The sequence below is a fragment of the Bacillus sp. YP1 genome, from assembly GCF_000877815.1.
Classification (GTDB): Bacteria; Bacillota; Bacilli; order Bacillales; family Bacillaceae; genus Bacillus; species Bacillus subtilis.
Genome location: NZ_CP010014.1, coordinates 299819 through 316376, shown reverse-complemented (window position 1 = coordinate 316376; position 16558 = coordinate 299819). Strand labels below are relative to the sequence as shown.

Annotated in this window: 13 protein-coding genes and 2 pseudogenes; 7 read left to right on the top strand and 8 right to left on the bottom strand. The window is 33.4% G+C overall.

Annotated features, from left to right (window positions below; translation table 11 throughout):
• The first annotated feature begins 221 nt into the window (after positions 1–221).
• Both QF06_RS01460 and QF06_RS01455 read left to right on the top strand, forming a co-directional pair.
• Entirely contained in the window at positions 222–1106 is an 885-nt protein-coding gene (locus QF06_RS01460) for a DMT family transporter (protein WP_041850735.1), read from the top strand.
• A 567-nt stretch (positions 1107–1673) separates the two neighbouring features.
• Entirely contained in the window at positions 1674–2135 is a 462-nt protein-coding gene (locus tag QF06_RS01455; RefSeq protein WP_010886417.1) for a CarD family transcriptional regulator, read from the top strand.
• Positions 2136–2821: 686 nt separating this feature from the next.
• Here QF06_RS01455 and cspC read toward each other — a convergent pair.
• Positions 2822–3022 carry a cold shock protein CspC gene (gene cspC, locus QF06_RS01450; protein WP_003234247.1) on the bottom strand — a complete coding sequence of 67 codons (201 nt, stop codon included), beginning with the start codon at positions 3020–3022 and terminating at the stop codon, positions 2822–2824.
• A gap of 707 nt (positions 3023–3729) precedes the next feature.
• On the opposite strand from cspC, the gene QF06_RS01445 reads away from it, so the two are divergent.
• On the top strand, positions 3730–4758 hold the full coding sequence (locus tag QF06_RS01445; protein WP_041850734.1) for a Delta(5) desaturase DesA: 1029 nt from the start codon (positions 3730–3732) through the stop codon (positions 4756–4758).
• Between the two features lie 432 nt (positions 4759–5190).
• Here the strand turns inward: QF06_RS01445 and QF06_RS01440 are convergent, their stop codons facing one another.
• The 3 genes from QF06_RS01440 to QF06_RS22070 form a co-directional block, all read right to left on the bottom strand.
• On the bottom strand, positions 5191–5544 hold the full coding sequence (locus tag QF06_RS01440) for a hypothetical protein (RefSeq protein ID WP_033883540.1): 354 nt from the start codon (positions 5542–5544) through the stop codon (positions 5191–5193).
• The gene (locus tag QF06_RS01435) at positions 5541–5774 is read right to left on the bottom strand and encodes a helix-turn-helix transcriptional regulator (protein ID WP_029316771.1); all 234 of its coding nucleotides are present in this window, start codon (positions 5772–5774) and stop codon (positions 5541–5543) included. Before QF06_RS01435 ends, QF06_RS01440 begins: the two co-directional genes overlap by 4 nt.
• Before the next feature lie 673 nt (positions 5775–6447).
• Positions 6448–7746, bottom strand: a complete 1299-nt coding sequence (locus QF06_RS22070; protein ID WP_231573530.1) for a DUF3427 domain-containing protein — start codon at positions 7744–7746, stop codon at positions 6448–6450.
• Between the two features lie 243 nt (positions 7747–7989).
• Between QF06_RS22070 and QF06_RS01425 the strand changes: the two genes are divergently transcribed.
• The 3 genes from QF06_RS01425 to QF06_RS01415 are packed head-to-tail and all read left to right on the top strand — an operon-like array spanning position 7990 to position 10707.
• Positions 7990–9711, top strand: a complete 1722-nt coding sequence (locus tag QF06_RS01425; protein WP_041850733.1) for a ribonuclease YeeF family protein — start codon at positions 7990–7992, stop codon at positions 9709–9711.
• Between the two features lie 10 nt (positions 9712–9721).
• Positions 9722–10240 carry a hypothetical protein gene (locus QF06_RS01420; protein ID WP_041850732.1) on the top strand — a complete coding sequence of 173 codons (519 nt, stop codon included), beginning with the start codon at positions 9722–9724 and terminating at the stop codon, positions 10238–10240.
• A gap of 8 nt (positions 10241–10248) precedes the next feature.
• Positions 10249–10707, top strand: coding sequence for an SMI1/KNR4 family protein (locus tag QF06_RS01415; protein WP_041850731.1), 459 nt, complete (start codon positions 10249–10251; stop codon positions 10705–10707).
• A gap of 266 nt (positions 10708–10973) precedes the next feature.
• On the opposite strand, the gene QF06_RS01410 is transcribed toward QF06_RS01415, so the two are convergent.
• The 4 genes and pseudogenes from QF06_RS01410 to QF06_RS21700 form a co-directional block, all read right to left on the bottom strand.
• Positions 10974–12740 (bottom strand): DUF4365 domain-containing protein, encoded by a 1767-nt coding sequence (locus tag QF06_RS01410; RefSeq protein ID WP_041850730.1) that lies wholly within the window; start codon positions 12738–12740, stop codon positions 10974–10976.
• Between the two features lie 151 nt (positions 12741–12891).
• A pseudogene (locus QF06_RS20815) lies at positions 12892–13121 on the bottom strand (hypothetical protein); the annotation flags it as partial.
• A 167-nt stretch (positions 13122–13288) separates the two neighbouring features.
• A pseudogene (locus QF06_RS22290) lies at positions 13289–13502 on the bottom strand (helix-turn-helix domain-containing protein); the annotation flags it as partial.
• Positions 13503–13508: 6 nt separating this feature from the next.
• On the bottom strand, positions 13509–13688 hold the full coding sequence (locus QF06_RS21700) for a response regulator aspartate phosphatase (RefSeq protein ID WP_041850729.1): 180 nt from the start codon (positions 13686–13688) through the stop codon (positions 13509–13511).
• A 294-nt stretch (positions 13689–13982) separates the two neighbouring features.
• Here QF06_RS21700 and QF06_RS01400 point away from each other — a divergent pair, with 294 nt between their 5' ends.
• On the top strand, positions 13983–16532 hold the full coding sequence (locus QF06_RS01400; protein ID WP_041850728.1) for a DEAD/DEAH box helicase: 2550 nt from the start codon (positions 13983–13985) through the stop codon (positions 16530–16532).
• The last annotated feature ends 26 nt before the right edge of the window (positions 16533–16558 follow it).

The window sequence follows — 16558 nt, the reverse complement described above, 5'->3', positions numbered from 1 at the left end:
TATTAATAAACGGAGTACTCTTAAGGTGTTTACGGCTTTAAAACCAACATTGTATAATGATAGTCATTCTTGAAAATCGAGGTGATCATAACATGTTTTTAGCTCCACTATTTGAAAATGATGTTCCAGTAGCACTTCTCCGCCCTTAATGGAGTAAAGTGACTACTTCTCTCCGTTAGGGCATTTATTGACCTAATTTTAAATACGGAGGGAACAAAAAAATGAAAAATACCCTGTTAGGTTCTATATATTTAGCTTTAGCCGCTAGTATCTGGGGTGGCATGTATGTTGTGGTTAAGGTTGTTGTCGCAGTAATTCCGCCTTTTGAATTGGTTTGGATCAGGTACGTCATCGCCATCCTTGCGCTTCTTATTGTTGGTTTGATAAGGAAACAATCTTGGAAAATTCATAAGCGCGACCTTTTATTAATTGTTGCCATTGGAATTGTTGGCAACACCATTTCAATTGTTACACAAGAATATGGAACGATGTTGTCTTCAGCACAAATGGGAGCAATTATTACGTCCTCCACACCAGCGTTCATGGTTATTTTTGCTCGTCTATTACTTAAAGAACCATTGAATATCAAAAAAGGAACTTCAATAATTTTAGCGACCACAGGCGTATTATTTATTGTTGGAAACGGACATATTGATACCTCTAATCAGCTTGGCGGTATTTCTCTGCTTGTTGCAGCACTTACATGGGCACTGATGTCAGTGCTTATCAAACGCGTGCCAAACAGCTATTCGCCTATACTTGTTACAACGTATTCAACTTTTGTGGCCATTGTGGCACTAACTCCTTTTGTAAAACCTAGCACGATTTTTACATCACAACTGCTTGACCCTAAAATTCTAGGTGGCCTTTTGTATTTGGGAATTGTTTCAACCGCTTGTGCATTTTTATTGTGGAACCGTGGCTTACAATTATTAAATGCTTCAAGCGGAGGCCTCTTTTTCTTTTTTCAGCCTCTGGTTGGAACCTTACTCGGATGGATTCTGCTTGGAGAACAAATAGGCGGGACATTTTGGATAGGTTCGTTTTTAATTCTGAGCGGTGTTTTATTAGTCATTAAAGAGAAAGAAAAAGAAGTGAAGTCATAACAAAAAAAAGCAAACTATTTTATATAGTTTGCTTTTCAATTAACCTTGTTCTTTCCCCTTCACTTCTTTATGTTCTGGTCTTCATTTATAATCTCTCCTTTCTTTATTTTTCTTCTCACCTCAATACCCATTTGAAGGTTGTCAATTTCCCTAATAATAATGCCAATTTGGTGGCTAAATGTTTATCAACAAACCTTTTTCTGCTCGCAAGATAAGTGAAAATGCATCATTAAGTAAGTCGGCCGTTATCCATATCAAATCGGTAAAGAAATTAGAACTTAATCATGTGCTTTAAATATTTTTAGCTGACATTTCACGAATATCGTTCTTTCTTATCTACTCAAATCATTTCTGTAATGTCATTGAGCCAATGAAAAACTGCTCACAAGGATCAATTGACCTTTTCCTGATTGGAAATCCGACACGTTCCCTATTGTTTTTGCTTGATCTGTTTTTTCAAAAAAGTTATTGACATCAAAAATTCGATCATGTTATTATTAAAATTTTGATATTACACCTCCATATATGGTAATCTTAAGAAGGATACCATATATGGAGGTGGATGATATGTTTCAAATTGGTGATAACATTGTTTATCCAATGCACGGAGCAGGTATAATTGAAGCCATAGAAGAAAAAGAATTCTTAGAGGAAAAACAACAGTATTATGTCATAAGAATGTCAATCAGTAATATGACAGTTATGATTCCAACGAGTAAAATATTGAGTTCGAATATACGACCAGTTACCGATATACTTGCATTAAAACACATTATGCACATTTTTCAGCATGGAGAATCAGATAGGTTACTGCCATGGAAGCAAAGGTACAAAATAAACACGGACAAAATAAAAACAGGTGAAATACAAGAAGGTGCTGAAGTTGTACGTGATTTAATGCGTATGAAGAAAGAAAAAGCACTTAATGCAAGCGAAAAAAAAATGCTGGATAATGCATATGAATTTTTGATTAGTGAACTGGAAGTAATTAAAGGAATCACTGAAAAACAAATAAAAAGTTTTGGTTAGATACATCCCAAAAGATATTTCGGAATATTATGATGAAAAGCAAATCTTCTCCAACTTATGTTTAGAACATTAACGACCTCTTTTGTTATTCCTACATTCTAATCCATTTTTATTATTTACATTTCTTCTGCGAAGATTGAAGTTTTACCAAAAAACTCAATAAAATAGTCACTTTTTTTAGTATCCTGATTCACACTGGCACGGACAAGGAGCCGTAAGGATGGAAGAGAGGTAGGGCTTTCATTGTTTTAGGTATCTCTAAGTGATTATTTCCAGGAGAAAAAAACAATCGATCTCCTCATTATTTTTAAGAATTTCTTATATCCACTGCCACATTGAATAATAATTGTTTATCTTCTTCTCATAAAAGAGATATGCGAGTTGATAACATTTAGATGAAACCATTTTTATAATTCATCTAATCTTACTTAAATGAACGAACAGGTTAGTGAAAAAAAGAGTCACTTATCTATATTTGAACAAAAAATTAAATATTTTATATACATTCCGCATATTGTCAATCCAGTATGTTATACTGTAAACAAACCTTTGAAGTTTTAAATCTTTTTCTATTACCTTGTAGCATCTCCCTACTCGAACGTTGAGTAGGGTTTTTTATTGAGTATGATATAGACATAAAAAAACAGGCCCTATATAAAGAGCCTGTTTGTATAAACGATTGAAGATTAAGCTTTTTGAACGTTAGCAGCTTGAGCTCCACGAGCACCTTGCTCAACGTCAAACGATACTTTTTGACCTTCGTCTAAAGATTTGAATCCGTCACTTTGGATTGCAGAAAAGTGTACGAATACATCGTCTCCATTTTCGCGTTCGATAAAGCCAAAACCTTTTTCTGCATTAAACCATTTAACTGTACCTTGTTCCATTTTTGTTGCCTCCTAGTGTGTAACCACACAGTATATACTATCCTTGCCCAAAGTATCATCAAGACGAAAAGTCAATCTTCATACTATCCTTTACACCGAACAAAAATAATTCTTCTTTATTATATCAGGAATCGGAAATAACTGCAAATTATATTTCCGATTTATTCATGGCATTATTTGTTAAACATGTGTATACCAGCGCTGAATAAGAGGCCTATTAAAAACTATGGTTTGAAAACACCGTGAAAAATGAATCACGAGTGTCTTTCTTTGCTTAATAGTACTTCATTAATGAATAGCTCAGCTGTTTCTTGTTCAAGTGCAAGATAATCTTTTAAAAACAAGGCTGTTCACTTGTAAAACTTTGTTTCTGCAGATGTTTCCAAACAGTCACTCATGGATATACCCATTACTTCATTCCTTTTTTCCTCAAACAATCAATGTTCACGGTCAAATAAATCGATCCCCAAGGGGGAGCATTGAGAGAGTTTGACCCGATAATGTGCTGGGTATAATCTTCATACGCCTTTTGTATCCCGGCTGACTCTGCTAATAATAAACTGGAAATCAGTTTATTATTTCCAATAATTTTACAGATGGATGGGAAGAATACTTATCATATATGAGGTGTATAACGTTGGGCCTTCTAAGGCTATAAAACGTTTTCTACACTTAGAAGATCACCAGGGAAGGGGAAACTTTTTAATATGAAAGAACAAAACCTAAGGACTTTGAGAAAACTGGTTACACCTTATGAAAAGTCCGATTTACACAAAAGCATTTGTCAAATCATTAACACATTGGTACCATTTTTCCTATTATGGTGTTTGGCATATAAGAGCTTGTCGATTTCTTATTTCCTTACATTAGTGATTTCTGTTGTTGCGGCAGGTTTTTTAGTGAGAACCTTCATCATCTTTCATGATTGCTGCCACTATTCCTTTTTTAAGAACAGAAAGGCGAATCGAATCCTTGGAACATTAACAGGAATTCTGACTCTGCATCCGTTTGATCATTGGGCACACGACCATTCTGTCCATCATGCGACAAGCAGCAACCTGGATAAACGCGGTACAGGCGATATTTGGGTACTGACGGTTGAGGAATATAAGAAAGCCTCAACTAAGACAAAAATAATGTACCGATTGTACAGAAATCCGTTTGTTATGTTTATTATTGGGCCGATTTACGTTTTTGGGATTGCCAATCGTTTTAATCGAAAAGGGGCAAAACGCAAAGAACGGATGAATACGTATGTAACGAACCTGGGGATCGTCACTTTGGCAGCACTTTTATGTTGGGCTGTTGGCTGGCAAAACTTCCTGCTAGTTCAGGTGCCGATTTTTATGATATCGGGCTCTCTCGGAATTTGGATGTTTTATATTCAGCATACGTTTGAGGATTCTTATTTTGAAGAAGATGAGCATTGGGAATATGTAAAAGCAGCAGTTGAAGGAAGCTCTTTTTATAAACTTCCAAAAGTCATGCAGTGGCTAACAGGCAATATCGGTTTTCATCATGTTCATCATTTAAGCCCGAGAGTCCCAAACTATAAGCTTGAAAAAGTGCATAACAACACTGAACCATTGCAAAACGTTCCGACCATTACACTGGCAACAAGCCTTAAGTCGTTAAAGTTCCGCCTATGGGATGAAGAAGGCAAAAAATTTGTTAGTTTTAGCCACTTAAAAAAAGCTTCTAAAAGCCAAGTATCGGCGCGGCTAACAACGGATTAAAATAAACTCCCCATAATCGCAGAATAAAAGTGCAGACTCGCGCAACGATGTTGTGCAGAGGTCAGCACTTTTTTAGTGGACTCCACAATGCGGTACAGCCGTATTTTCCGCAAAAAAATAACACCAAAGATGGTTAAACCCTTGGTATTATTGGGGTGCGGCCGAGAGAACTTGAACCTTTACGGGTTATTCACCCCACTGGGCCCTCAGCATTGTAAATCCATATCATTGATTATGAAAGCTTGTTTTCATTACACTTTCTAACTTCATTTTACATCATTTCTATAAGGTTGTATGAATTATGGTTAATAATTGGTGAGCAAAAACCCACTTCCTCACTTCTCCAAATCTCATTATAAAATGATTTCATATTCGTTCCCTCTCCTAAAACAATTAAAACTTCAGAGACACTATCTTTCTCGGTTATTGAATTCACAAAAAATCTTTTTTATATCGAACGGCTAGATAGATTCCTGAAGCTAATAAGGCAAGAGAATATTTAAATAAGAAGAAAACTTGCCACATATATTCTTTCGGGAAAATCAAGTCGCACAAAATTACTCCATATAACATAAAGAGGGCACTTTTTAATGATATTTGATTTGTTCTTTCGTCAGCCTTACCCATTTTTTTAAGAAATACGAATGTCAGAATCAATCCGACTACAAGCAATACAAACCCACTGCCAATAAGAATATTCCAATTTCCCGGAGAATGTTCAGCCCAGGACTTTAAAGGAGAAAAAATTGCGTTGGTGATCGTATCTGTGATCGAATTCATTTTCATTTTTGATCATTTCCTTTCTCATAAGTAAAAATCTCGTTTACATCCACTTTGAAAAATTCGGCAATTCGAAAAGCTAACAGCAGAGTCGGAACATAATTTCCTTTCTCCATTACAAAGATGGTTTGTTTGGAAACCCCGACTTTCTTTGCTAATTCTTGCTGAGACAATCTGGCAAGTACACGATATTCATAAACCTTATTTGAGATCGAATCACCAAAATCTTTCTTCATGACCATCACCTCTTGAACCAAATTATAAACTCACCTTATATAAAAGTAAAGTAAACTTATACAAAAATATAAAATACTTTTATGTTTATTAAGATTACTTTGATTTAATCATGAACCAGAATGCAGAAAGAACCTGACGAAATTCATGATTCCGTCAGGTTCACTTATCGATCTGGTGTAATTTGTGGTTCTTGGCGGTACATTTTATGATATTCAGTGATGCAACAGGTGATCAATTTCCAAAAACAACAGTAAACGGTTCTGGTGGTGCAAACCGAATAATAATTCTTGGTTATCACTCTGAAGAGGCAGAAGTTGTGGACACAATTGATGTTTACGAATAGCTAAATCCAAATAAACAGAAAATCACTAGTAATTTAAATTAGTTGGCTTACTGTAGGTAAGTAGGCAGTTTTAGGGCAGTAGACAATTTTAAAAATAAGCACAAAAAATACCAAAGGTCTACAACCCTTGGTATCATTGATGCGGCCGAGAGGACTTGAACCTCACGGGTTATTCACCCACTAGGCCCTCAATAAAGTGAAGCTGTGTTTTCTGTTACAAAGCCTTTATATATCAGTGTTTGTTTATTTTGATTATACGCACTTACACTTGTTAATTCACATTCGGGAGTAAAAATGGAGTAGCAATCCGATTTAAGTAATGGTTGCTTTTATCTATTATCGATTATAATGTCTTTTAACTCCTCGACTGTGAAAGAAGGTTTCTTCTTATGCAACATAGCATGACAATTTGGACAAACTGGACGTAAATCGTTGATCGGGTCAATTTCGTACTCCTTGCCTATCTGATTTAACTCAATTATATGATGTACGTGAATAAAGCCTTTACCCAATTCTCCGAATACCTTTTCAAAATCAAACCCACAAATGACACAACTAAAGCCATAATGCTCTAAACACTTTTTCCTCGCCATGGGATTTCTCTCATAAACGTTGACTGAGACCTTTTTTGTGGCTCCTTCAATATATCTTGTTGGGTTATCAATTTCCTCAGCCATTTGATTATGTCGGATTTCTTTTTCATCATTAAATTCCCAAATAATTTTGACTGGCTTAGTGTCATGAAACTCTTTTACTCTAGCATTTCCTTGGTAAGTAAACAGGGGATTATTACTATCTTCCCGTGTGAAAATATAAATATTACCTTTGGGTTTTAACATAGATTGAATAGAAGCATTTTGTAATGAATGACTATTCTTACCAAACCATTGGAGGTCATCTCCGATAAATTTATTATCGTAATCATGCCCCGTTCTTCCGGCAGAACTTATATTGACAAAGACAAATACATCATTATTAAACGAAGTATACCCCGTGTTCCAATTCCCGCCCTGTTTACCCTCTGGTACGTTAAAAATCTTGTAAATATCTTTTCTTGAGTATTGTTCTCCAATTCTCAAAGGATGTGCATCAGTGTTATGAATCAATGAAGATATTTTTTTAAATGCTTTTGGATTTAACGGCATTGATGAGGCTTGAAACCCTTCGATTAAGTACTTATCATATTCATCATTTTCAAAGTCTAGATCCTCAAGTAAGATTGGTGAATGCAGCAAATTCTTAATGTATCTAACTGGTACTCTGTAATTGAAATGATCACTTTCTTCATAATAATAATTTTCATCTTTATCAGATGAATAAATGGGTTTCCCCGTTATTTCTACTACCGCATAAATACCTCGATTTAATTTTGGTTTACCATTTAACATTTTTTTATTCCGGTTATCATGACCAACTCTAATAATCCCTTGTTGACCTTCCTTAAACCACTCTTTTTGCCAACTTGTAATGGAAAATGTATCTTCTATTTGGTTTGAACTCAAAAAATCATCAATAGCCCAAACCTTTGGGTTACAGAAAAATGTCCAGAACCCTGTCGGTTTAATGGCTTGTTTTTCTTTTATGTTTAGTGCAACTGTTTTCCCTAAACTCACTTTTAGTTCCCCCATATTCTGTATCTCTTTTTATTATACAGTCTTCCTAACACTATCTTCGGAATTAAATTAAATGTTTTTGATTCCGTTTCAAAAATGAAAGACAAATATATTTTGAATATAAACAACTGTTACTTCTCCAACTTACATTATGCCAAGTGATCTAAAATTCGTTCCCTTCCCTTAAACTTTTTTTAAAAACTTTCATACCTATTCCATGGTAATATTTAGATATAAAATCGTTGAAAGGATTGAACAATGAAGGTATTTGAAGCTAAGTCTTTGTTATCTGAAGCTGAAAACCGAGCAAAAGATTATAAAGAATTGAAAAATCAATTGATTAAGCTAAGAAAAGCATTTAAGGCTGTTGCTGATCTTGATGATAGTGAGTTCTCTGGCAAGGGAGCAAACAATATCAAAGCATTTTATCACGATCATGTGAGTGTCACTGATCAATGGATTGATTTAATTGAAATGAAAATCGCTTTCCTTACTAGTATCTCCGGTGTTTTAGAAGATGCCAGCTTATCTGATGCATATATCGAGGAATCCTTCTTAGAACATGAATTAGCAAACGCATATAAAAAATCAAAATCAATTATGTCTGAGCAGAAGAAAGCAATGAAAGATATTCTGAATGACATCGATGACATTCTTCCACTTGATTTATTTTCAACTGAGACTTTTAAGGATGAGCTCTCTTCTGCCGAAAACAAACGGAAAAAGACTGTTGATAAAATAGGCGATGTGGACGAAAACTTAAAAACTGAATATGCAATAACTGAACCTAACGAACAATTCATTAAAGTAGACTTTCAAAAGTTACAGGAATCAACAGGTAAGGGCAAGAATGCTACACCCCTTCACTATAATGCCAAGGCATATCGTGAGAGCGATATACATAAGAAAAAAAGCGATATCGAGAAGCAATCTGAAGCTTATTTGAAGATCAAAAAAGAAGAAGCTAAAAAACGCGAAATAAAAGATTTGAAAAAACAGCTTGTAAAGGTAACAGATCCAGACGAGTATTTAAAAATCGCTAAAAAAATAGGATACGAGAATTTGGAACCTGACCAGCAAGTTTATTTCCGCCAACTCGAAGAACTCCAACAAAAAGCTGAAATTGGAAAAGGTATTGCAGTGGGAATGTATGAAGCAGGTAAAGATACAGTGATGGGTCTATATCAACTTGCAAGACACCCGATTGAATCGCTTTCTGGAACTGTGAACGCAGCCTTACATCCAATCGATACTTATAAGATCATAGCAAAAGACATAGAAGACACATTTCAACGTGATATGATTTATGGAGATAGCTACAGCAGAGCAAAATGGGTTTCCTATGTAGGGAGTACGGTTGTTCTTGCAATAGTTGGTCCGAAAGGTATTGATAAAGTATCCAAAGTTGCAAAAGCCGGTTCAAAAGTTGCTGCAATTAAGACACTTGAAGCTTCAAAAGCAGGAATAAAAAAAGGTATTGAATATGTTAAAATACCAAATGTTTTTGAACAACAGTATGCAATGGCTGGTGGTTCAGGGACTTTTCCTTTTAACGTGATTGATGGAGAGAATTATAAAAACTCTGCACTTGAAATATTCAAGGCCTCGTCTACTGTACAAGGATTAAAGAAAGCTAAGCCGCATGAAGTTGTAAACGAATTAAAAACTTTCCAAAGCAGAAAATACACTTTTGGAGGACAATCATTCCTCATTGATAAGCGAGGAATGAAGCATATTTTAGAGCGCCATCTACCTAATTTATGGGATGGTTCAATTAAGTCTCAACAATCTTTTCTTAATAAAGAGATGACTGTTAACGATGTTGCAGATGCGATAGAATCAATTATGAAACAAAACCGTGAAGAGTTAACGAAAAAAGGAACTAAATTTAGTTATCAAATTAGAGGATCATATGAGGGTCAACAATATGTTGTAGGCTTTCAAAAAGGAAGAGTAGGACAATTCTATCCGGAAAAATAGGAGAGGTAAAATGTTTTATATTGAATCATTAATTCTTAGGCCAAATAAGAAGATAAACGATCTTTCAATCTTAAAAAATAATATTGACGATTACTTTGTTCCACTTAGCAATATAGAGGGACTAAAGAACATAAAACCACAGTTAGACTCTTACTATTTATCTGGAGCGATTATTTTAAAATATGGTGAACAAGATTTGCTTGATGTCACTATGTGGGACTTGGTTGACCAATTGTGGGCTTATTTTTTAAATCTAATTGAAGAAGCTATTGAAACAGGAAAAAGCGAAACTTATTTTCCAGATCAACCCCTTCTATTGAAAATGAAATCAATATCGAATGATATGTTGTTATTTGAAATTGACCAAAAACAAAAAGTATTACTACCGAAACTTGATTTTTTTGAATCACTCTTAAAGAATGCGAAAAGTTTCTTTGAAACTATGAATTTTGTTTTAGAAGAAAACTGTGATTATGAGTATGAACTTAATAAAATTGATGAATTGCAAACCAAAATCAAATGTATGTGAGGTTAAATGTGAATTACTCTAGAGTGAAAAAATTCTTTGGTGAGAATAAAAAATATTCAATTCTTACTGGTGGCGTCACTGATAAAGAAATCAAAGAGATAGAAGAAGATCTCAGAGTAACCCTTCCAGACAGTTATAAATGGTTTTTAACTGAGTATGGTTCAGGAGGCGCGTTCGGAACTATGATACTCGGTTATGACTCTCATGGAGCTGAAGTTGTAGAGCAAACAAAAGAATACAGAACGTTTTACAATCTTATACCAGGTCTAGTTGTTATTGAGTATATAGATGAATTCTCTTATTGTCTTGATACAAATAAAATGGTAGATGGCGAATGTCCTGTTATTCTTTGGGACAACCATGAAGGATATGGTTATACTGCTGCAAATAGTTTTCTTGAATTCCTTCTTCAGCAACTTAAAAATGGTAAAGAGGATTTTGACGAAGATGAGGATTGTAACGATTAATCTTTACAATCCTTACAATAAAGTTATTTTCAAAATGAATGATTACAACATAAAAACCATACCAGGATGTTTGTGGTATGGTTTTCTAATATGGACTCTCAACATAGTAAATCCGTATCATTAGTTATGAAAGCTTATTTTCATTACATTTTATATATTCACTTAACATCAATTCTATACATTTACATCAATTACGGTTAAATGATGATCAAAAAAAACAAATAAATATCTGTTCTAACCTTCTTGCAACTATTTAATTAAGAATTTTATTTTTCACCCATCAATTCTTTATATATTTTATATATAGGGAAATTTAGAAAACAATCTCTTTCCTTTTTCGGCATCTTGTTTAGAAAATAGTTGGCTTCCATTATTGAACCTAATAATATGTTAACAGAAAATAAAACCCCGTAATGATTATAAATTCTTTTTATATTCATAAGTCTTTTAATACTTTGCTGAGATAATTCCTTATTAATCCTGTATTCGATTTGACATTTGTTTATAAATATCACTATTGAATCAAAATCTTCATCAGAAACATAACAATGTTTTTGATAAATATATTCTGCAACAGATAAGAAGTCGAACCTTCCACTCCTATCGAAGGCTTTAATACATTCTAAACAGAAAGTATTGGTTATTTGGAATGAAGTATTATTTATAAAAGGATCAACTCTATCGAAAGATTGTTTAACCACTTCTTTATCAAAATTAGCCGCATTATACATTAAATTTGAACTCATTAAAGAATATATACTAACTGGAGTATGACTTTCTATATTTTCAGATTCTTTTATTTCTTCAGTGCTAGCAACGATTCTCATTCCTGCTACTTCTTGTGAAAAGGCATTTTTCATTTTTATTTCATTAGTTGGATCATGTAGTAAAGCAATTCTCAACTCACCAAAAAACATATCCATAAATGTAATGGCATCAGGAAATTTTAAATCTTCATATTCATTATCATAAAAAGTCTTTATAAGGAGCATCATCTGATTTGGAATATTATCTTTAAAGTCGCCAATATTCGAATCCAATGAAATTTTAAAGTCACTAAAAACGTGTTTTAATTTATTCAGTTTAAAATAAGTTCCTTCTAGAATATCCCTTGTTTTATTCACTTTAGTAGTTTTTTTCAGCTTAAACTTAAATTCTTCACACTCTATTTCCATATATGCAAAGACGTCTATAAGAAATGCAACTATTTTTAATTGAGTTTCTAACGTACCAAATTTATTTATTTCATAAGAAAGTCTATTATGTTCGAACTTCATAGTAAGCACTTTTTCTATTATTAGAGTTTGTTGTGAATTTTCATAGTGAAATTCACTAAACAAAACATAATTTTTTTCACTAATTTTAAAATTCCTATTTTTAGCAATAGTATAGCCTTTTAATGTAAGCATATCTACCGGAAACATTTTTTCATATTCATCTACACCATATAAATAGAATTCTTCATCTAACAATTTACTTGATGAATCATAGGTTAAACTTCTAATCTTGTAGTAAGAGAATTCATCGGGTTTATATTCTTTCCCAATAAACATAGTGGGTTGTATTTTTTGCTCTGAAAGATACGATCTACATACACTTTCCAAATTAGTTCCATCTAGTGCTTTTAATTCCATTGATCTAGTTTTCTGATTCCCATATAGCCTAATGATCTTGTCTAATTCTAATGGCAGCAGTTGTTTATAAAAAATTTTTGTTTTTTCATTACTTTTTCTTACTTGAACAACAAAAAACAAAACCCCACCGCAATTCAAATAATTTTTATAGTGTTCTAATTCTAATGAGTATGTAGTCTTTCTTTCAGAGAACTCTTCTACACCAGTGCTCTTAACTTGAACTCTTACAATTTCCTCAAATGTTCCTTTAGTATGCACTGCTGAATTATATAACTGTATTTCTCCATCAAATGATATTTCTTTATCTCCAGCATTTATTTTAGAAACTAACTTCGATCCTAATTTTAAAGTTTCATTTTGGATTGCTTGCACACCTTTTAATTCATAATAATCAGACAAATTATCCCTCCGTCCACTTACCACCTACCTTATTATAACAAATTTGATAAATAAATATTTTAACTTTTTTACGACAAAGAAGAAAGCAAAATCAAATGGGGTTTGGGGTTATATGTTTATTAGGAAGTGCTCATTGAAAAATACATATTTATAGGACATCCATTTGCACGCTGACTGTGTGCTTTTGATCTGAGCGAGAAGGGAATGCATAATCAAACCCTTTTCGGTTGTATGCTTCTTAACTGTTTCATATCGCTTATCTATGTCCGAGTAATTAAAAAATGCTTTATTTTCCGAAGTGCTGCTTGTTGATTCTATATGGTTTAATTCCTTGATTTTTTTGTCAGAAATATAATTTTTATCCTTTGAAAATCCGGTCAGCTAGATCAATAATAAACAAGCTGAAGCCCATGTAATATGTGTTTTCATATTTTCACTCCTAGTACATGAATTTATTTAAAAATATAATGAACCTATTTCAAATTAAGATTAACTGAGAGCTTAATCTTTTTTCATAACGAAAAAAAGAACCTTTTTAGGCTCTTTTATTAGATATTATCCATTCTTTTTCTCACTTTTTTACTAAGCTTAAAGCCGAATCTATTTATATACTCTTCGTTTTTCACCATTATTTGATATGCCTCTATGATTGGCAACGACCATGATAGCAGCATACCTTCTTTTAATATCTGTATATCTCGCTGTCAGCTCTTTATGATGATTTTGATCAAATATGAGAGCCTCTTTCTTGAGTACCTTAAAATCTTTTTATATTGCTGATGTTAAATTAATGTCCCATTTTATATTAGCTAGTTCAGCTTCTGCTTCCGCTTTAATTCTTTCTGCTTCATCAACCAAATCACTCTTTATCGCCATGTACCAAGCATTTAGTTTTTTTGTCACCAAATCATATGGAATTTTGCTTCTCTTTAAAAAACCCTGCTGCAAGAAAGCTTCCCCATCTCCACTAAATTGTTGGAATATTTACATTAATTTTATTATGGCAGATCAAACATTTCTTGACAAAGTTAAAATGCAAAAAGGTACGAATTGTCTATTGAATAAAATATTCTTTTCGTCTTTATTTCGGTGGTGATGAGCCTTTGTGTCCTTGACAAGAATTAATGAATTTTAAATTCTTATTTGATTGGTGGAGAGATTTGGTATATCCTTAATCTGGACATCAATATATGGAAAAAACGGCAGATTATTAATTTCAAAACATCTGAAAAGGAGAAAACAATGAGTCTCTTTAAGAATCGAATTAAAAGTGGAAGTACAACCAAAACTAAAAAAATAATAAATCCAAGTGACCTCTTTAAATCGTTAATACATCAAGAAGGATATGATTATTTACGCGATAATCAAAAAGAGTTCCTTCAAAAATGGGATGAAAACCGTAATCAAAGAGACATTATAGGTATTCTAAATACTGGTGCGGGAAAAACATTGATTGGTCAACTTATGTTACTATCCAAACTCCACGAAGGACATGGACCTGCTGTATACCTATGCCCTGATAAGCAACTAGTCAATCAAGCAGTTGAACAAGCTCGTATTCATAACATACCTGTTGTTACTATCCCTCAAGACCCTAAGCAAGCTGCCGAGTTTCCCTTAGACTTCATTAATAGTAAAGCGATATTAATAACCACTTTTGAGCGACTATTCAATGGGAAATCAATCTTTGGTGTGGAGGGTTTTGGTTCTAGATCAATACAAACAATTGGGTCCTTGGTAATTGATGATGCGCATTCGTGTATAAAAAAGGCTCGGCAGCAATGCACAATAAAAATTAATCGAAATAATCCAGCTTATAAAAAGTTGTTTGATCTATTTGAATTTGCTTTAAAAGAACAAGGACAGGGCGCTGTAACAGCAATAAAGTCTGGCGAGTCAACGGTTGCTCGTTTAGTTCCGTATTGGGTTTGGCGACAGCAATCAGAAAATGTGAATTCAATTCTTGAAGAATTATATTCTTCAAATGATCCAGCAGTAAAATATACATGGGGATTAATTGGAGATGAAATTCCAAGGTCTCAATGTTTCATAAGTGGGACTCAGATTGAAATTACCCCACTTCAGTTACCCATTCAAAAAATTCCTTCTTTTCACAATGCTAAACATAGATTCATACTTTCTGCAACTTTTAATAATAATACAGAATTAATTACAGAGCTAGGCATTGATAAAGAATCTGTAGAAAATCCTTTAGAGATAGAAAATCATGGGGATGCAGGCGAAAGACTTATTATTGCACCCAAAAGATACTATCCAGAAATAACTGACAATTTAATGCGGCCGATAATTTCAAAATATGCAGAAAAAAATAATGTTGTGGTTATCGTACCTGACAAAAAGAAATCAGAAGAGTGGGCGGAGTATAACCCTATTATAGTTGATAAAGATAATATATTAGATGCTACGGCTAAGTTACGTGAGTCACGTGGAAATTTAATGGTATTTATCAATAGATATGATGGTATTGATCTAGCAGGCGATGCCTGCAGAATTTTAGTATTAGATGGTTTGCCAAATGCTCAAACTGTCAGAGAACGTTATATCTCAATTGTTCGCGAGGGATCTCCTTTTATAGATGCACAAATTGCTCAAAGTATTGAACAGGGCTTGGGGAGAGCAGTCCGTTCTGGAAGTGATTATTGCACTGTTTTTATACTCGATACTAAATTGCTTAATTTTATTGGCATAGATAGCAATAGATCTTTTTTTTCACCAGCTACCAGAGAACAACTGAATTTCGGTTTGGGGCTTTTTGGCGACCAAAAACCAGAGAGCGTAGAACAGTCTTTGGCTGAAATTCACGATGCAGTAGAGGCCTGTTTATCACGTGATCCAGAATGGAGACAATATCATAAGGAAATGATTTTAAATGCTACTTCCAAGAATAAATCCGATTCAAATTATCTTTTAAACATTGCTAATATAGAAAAATCAGCTCTCGAGAAATATAGAAATGATTTAAACATTGAGGCGTGTACAATGATTCGAGAGGCAGTGAATACTTACGATAAATCATTAAATGAAATAGATCAAGCATGGTATTTACAACTAGGAGCAAATATTTTAGATAATGTAGATGTAACAGGTGCTGTAGATATACAGCTGAAAGCAAAAAAATTATCCTCTAAAGTACTTAAACCAATATCTCATACTTACTCAAAGCTAACGAAGGTAAAAGGAAAACAAGCGGAAGTTATTGTTCAATGGTTACAGCAGTTTTCAAATGCTACAGATATAGTAATAGCTATTGAAAATTTATATTCTAATTTAACCTATTCTCCTCATGTAAAATCTGCTGAATTTGAAAAATGCATTTACAAAATAGGAAAATTCTTAGGTTTTGCATCTCAAATGCCTGAAGATGAAGAGAATGATGGTCCTGACAACCTTTGGAAGTTAGAGAACGGATTAAACTTAATTATTGAAGTGAAGAATAATAGCACAAATAATAAAATATCACGATCAGAAATCGAGCAATTACTGCATTCAATTCAGTGGCATAAAGATAAATATGGGAATGAACAAGATTTCGTACCGATCATCCTACATAAAGCTTCAAAATGTTTTGGAAATGCACATCCTTCTGATGGTACTAAAGTGATGGATTTAAATTTATTACAAGAATTTAAAGGGGCATTGTCTCAATTGGCTAAATCTTTATCACAAAAAACACCTCAGTCTTGGACTGTTAAGGAAGTTCAAACATTATTAGAAACCTATAGCCTCACTTATGAAAGAATCATAGGTAAATTTACTGTAACATTAAGATAGTTCAAAAAACTGTCTATAAATCACAG

Coding starts and splice junctions, on each gene's coding strand:
- cspC (WP_003234247.1), bottom strand. CDS start 3,022: ATGGAACAAGGTACAGTTAAATGGTTTAATGCAGAAAAAGGTTTTGGC.
- QF06_RS01445 (WP_041850734.1), top strand. CDS start 3,730: ATGAAAGAACAAAACCTAAGGACTTTGAGAAAACTGGTTACACCTTAT.
- QF06_RS01460 (WP_041850735.1), top strand. CDS start 222: ATGAAAAATACCCTGTTAGGTTCTATATATTTAGCTTTAGCCGCTAGT.
- QF06_RS01425 (WP_041850733.1), top strand. CDS start 7,990: ATGAAGGTATTTGAAGCTAAGTCTTTGTTATCTGAAGCTGAAAACCGA.
- QF06_RS01455 (WP_010886417.1), top strand. CDS start 1,674: ATGTTTCAAATTGGTGATAACATTGTTTATCCAATGCACGGAGCAGGT.
- QF06_RS22070 (WP_231573530.1), bottom strand. CDS start 7,746: ATGGGGGAACTAAAAGTGAGTTTAGGGAAAACAGTTGCACTAAACATA.
- QF06_RS01435 (WP_029316771.1), bottom strand. CDS start 5,774: ATGAAGAAAGATTTTGGTGATTCGATCTCAAATAAGGTTTATGAATAT.
- QF06_RS01440 (WP_033883540.1), bottom strand. CDS start 5,544: ATGAAAATGAATTCGATCACAGATACGATCACCAACGCAATTTTTTCT.
- QF06_RS01400 (WP_041850728.1), top strand. CDS start 13,983: ATGAGTCTCTTTAAGAATCGAATTAAAAGTGGAAGTACAACCAAAACT.
- QF06_RS01420 (WP_041850732.1), top strand. CDS start 9,722: ATGTTTTATATTGAATCATTAATTCTTAGGCCAAATAAGAAGATAAAC.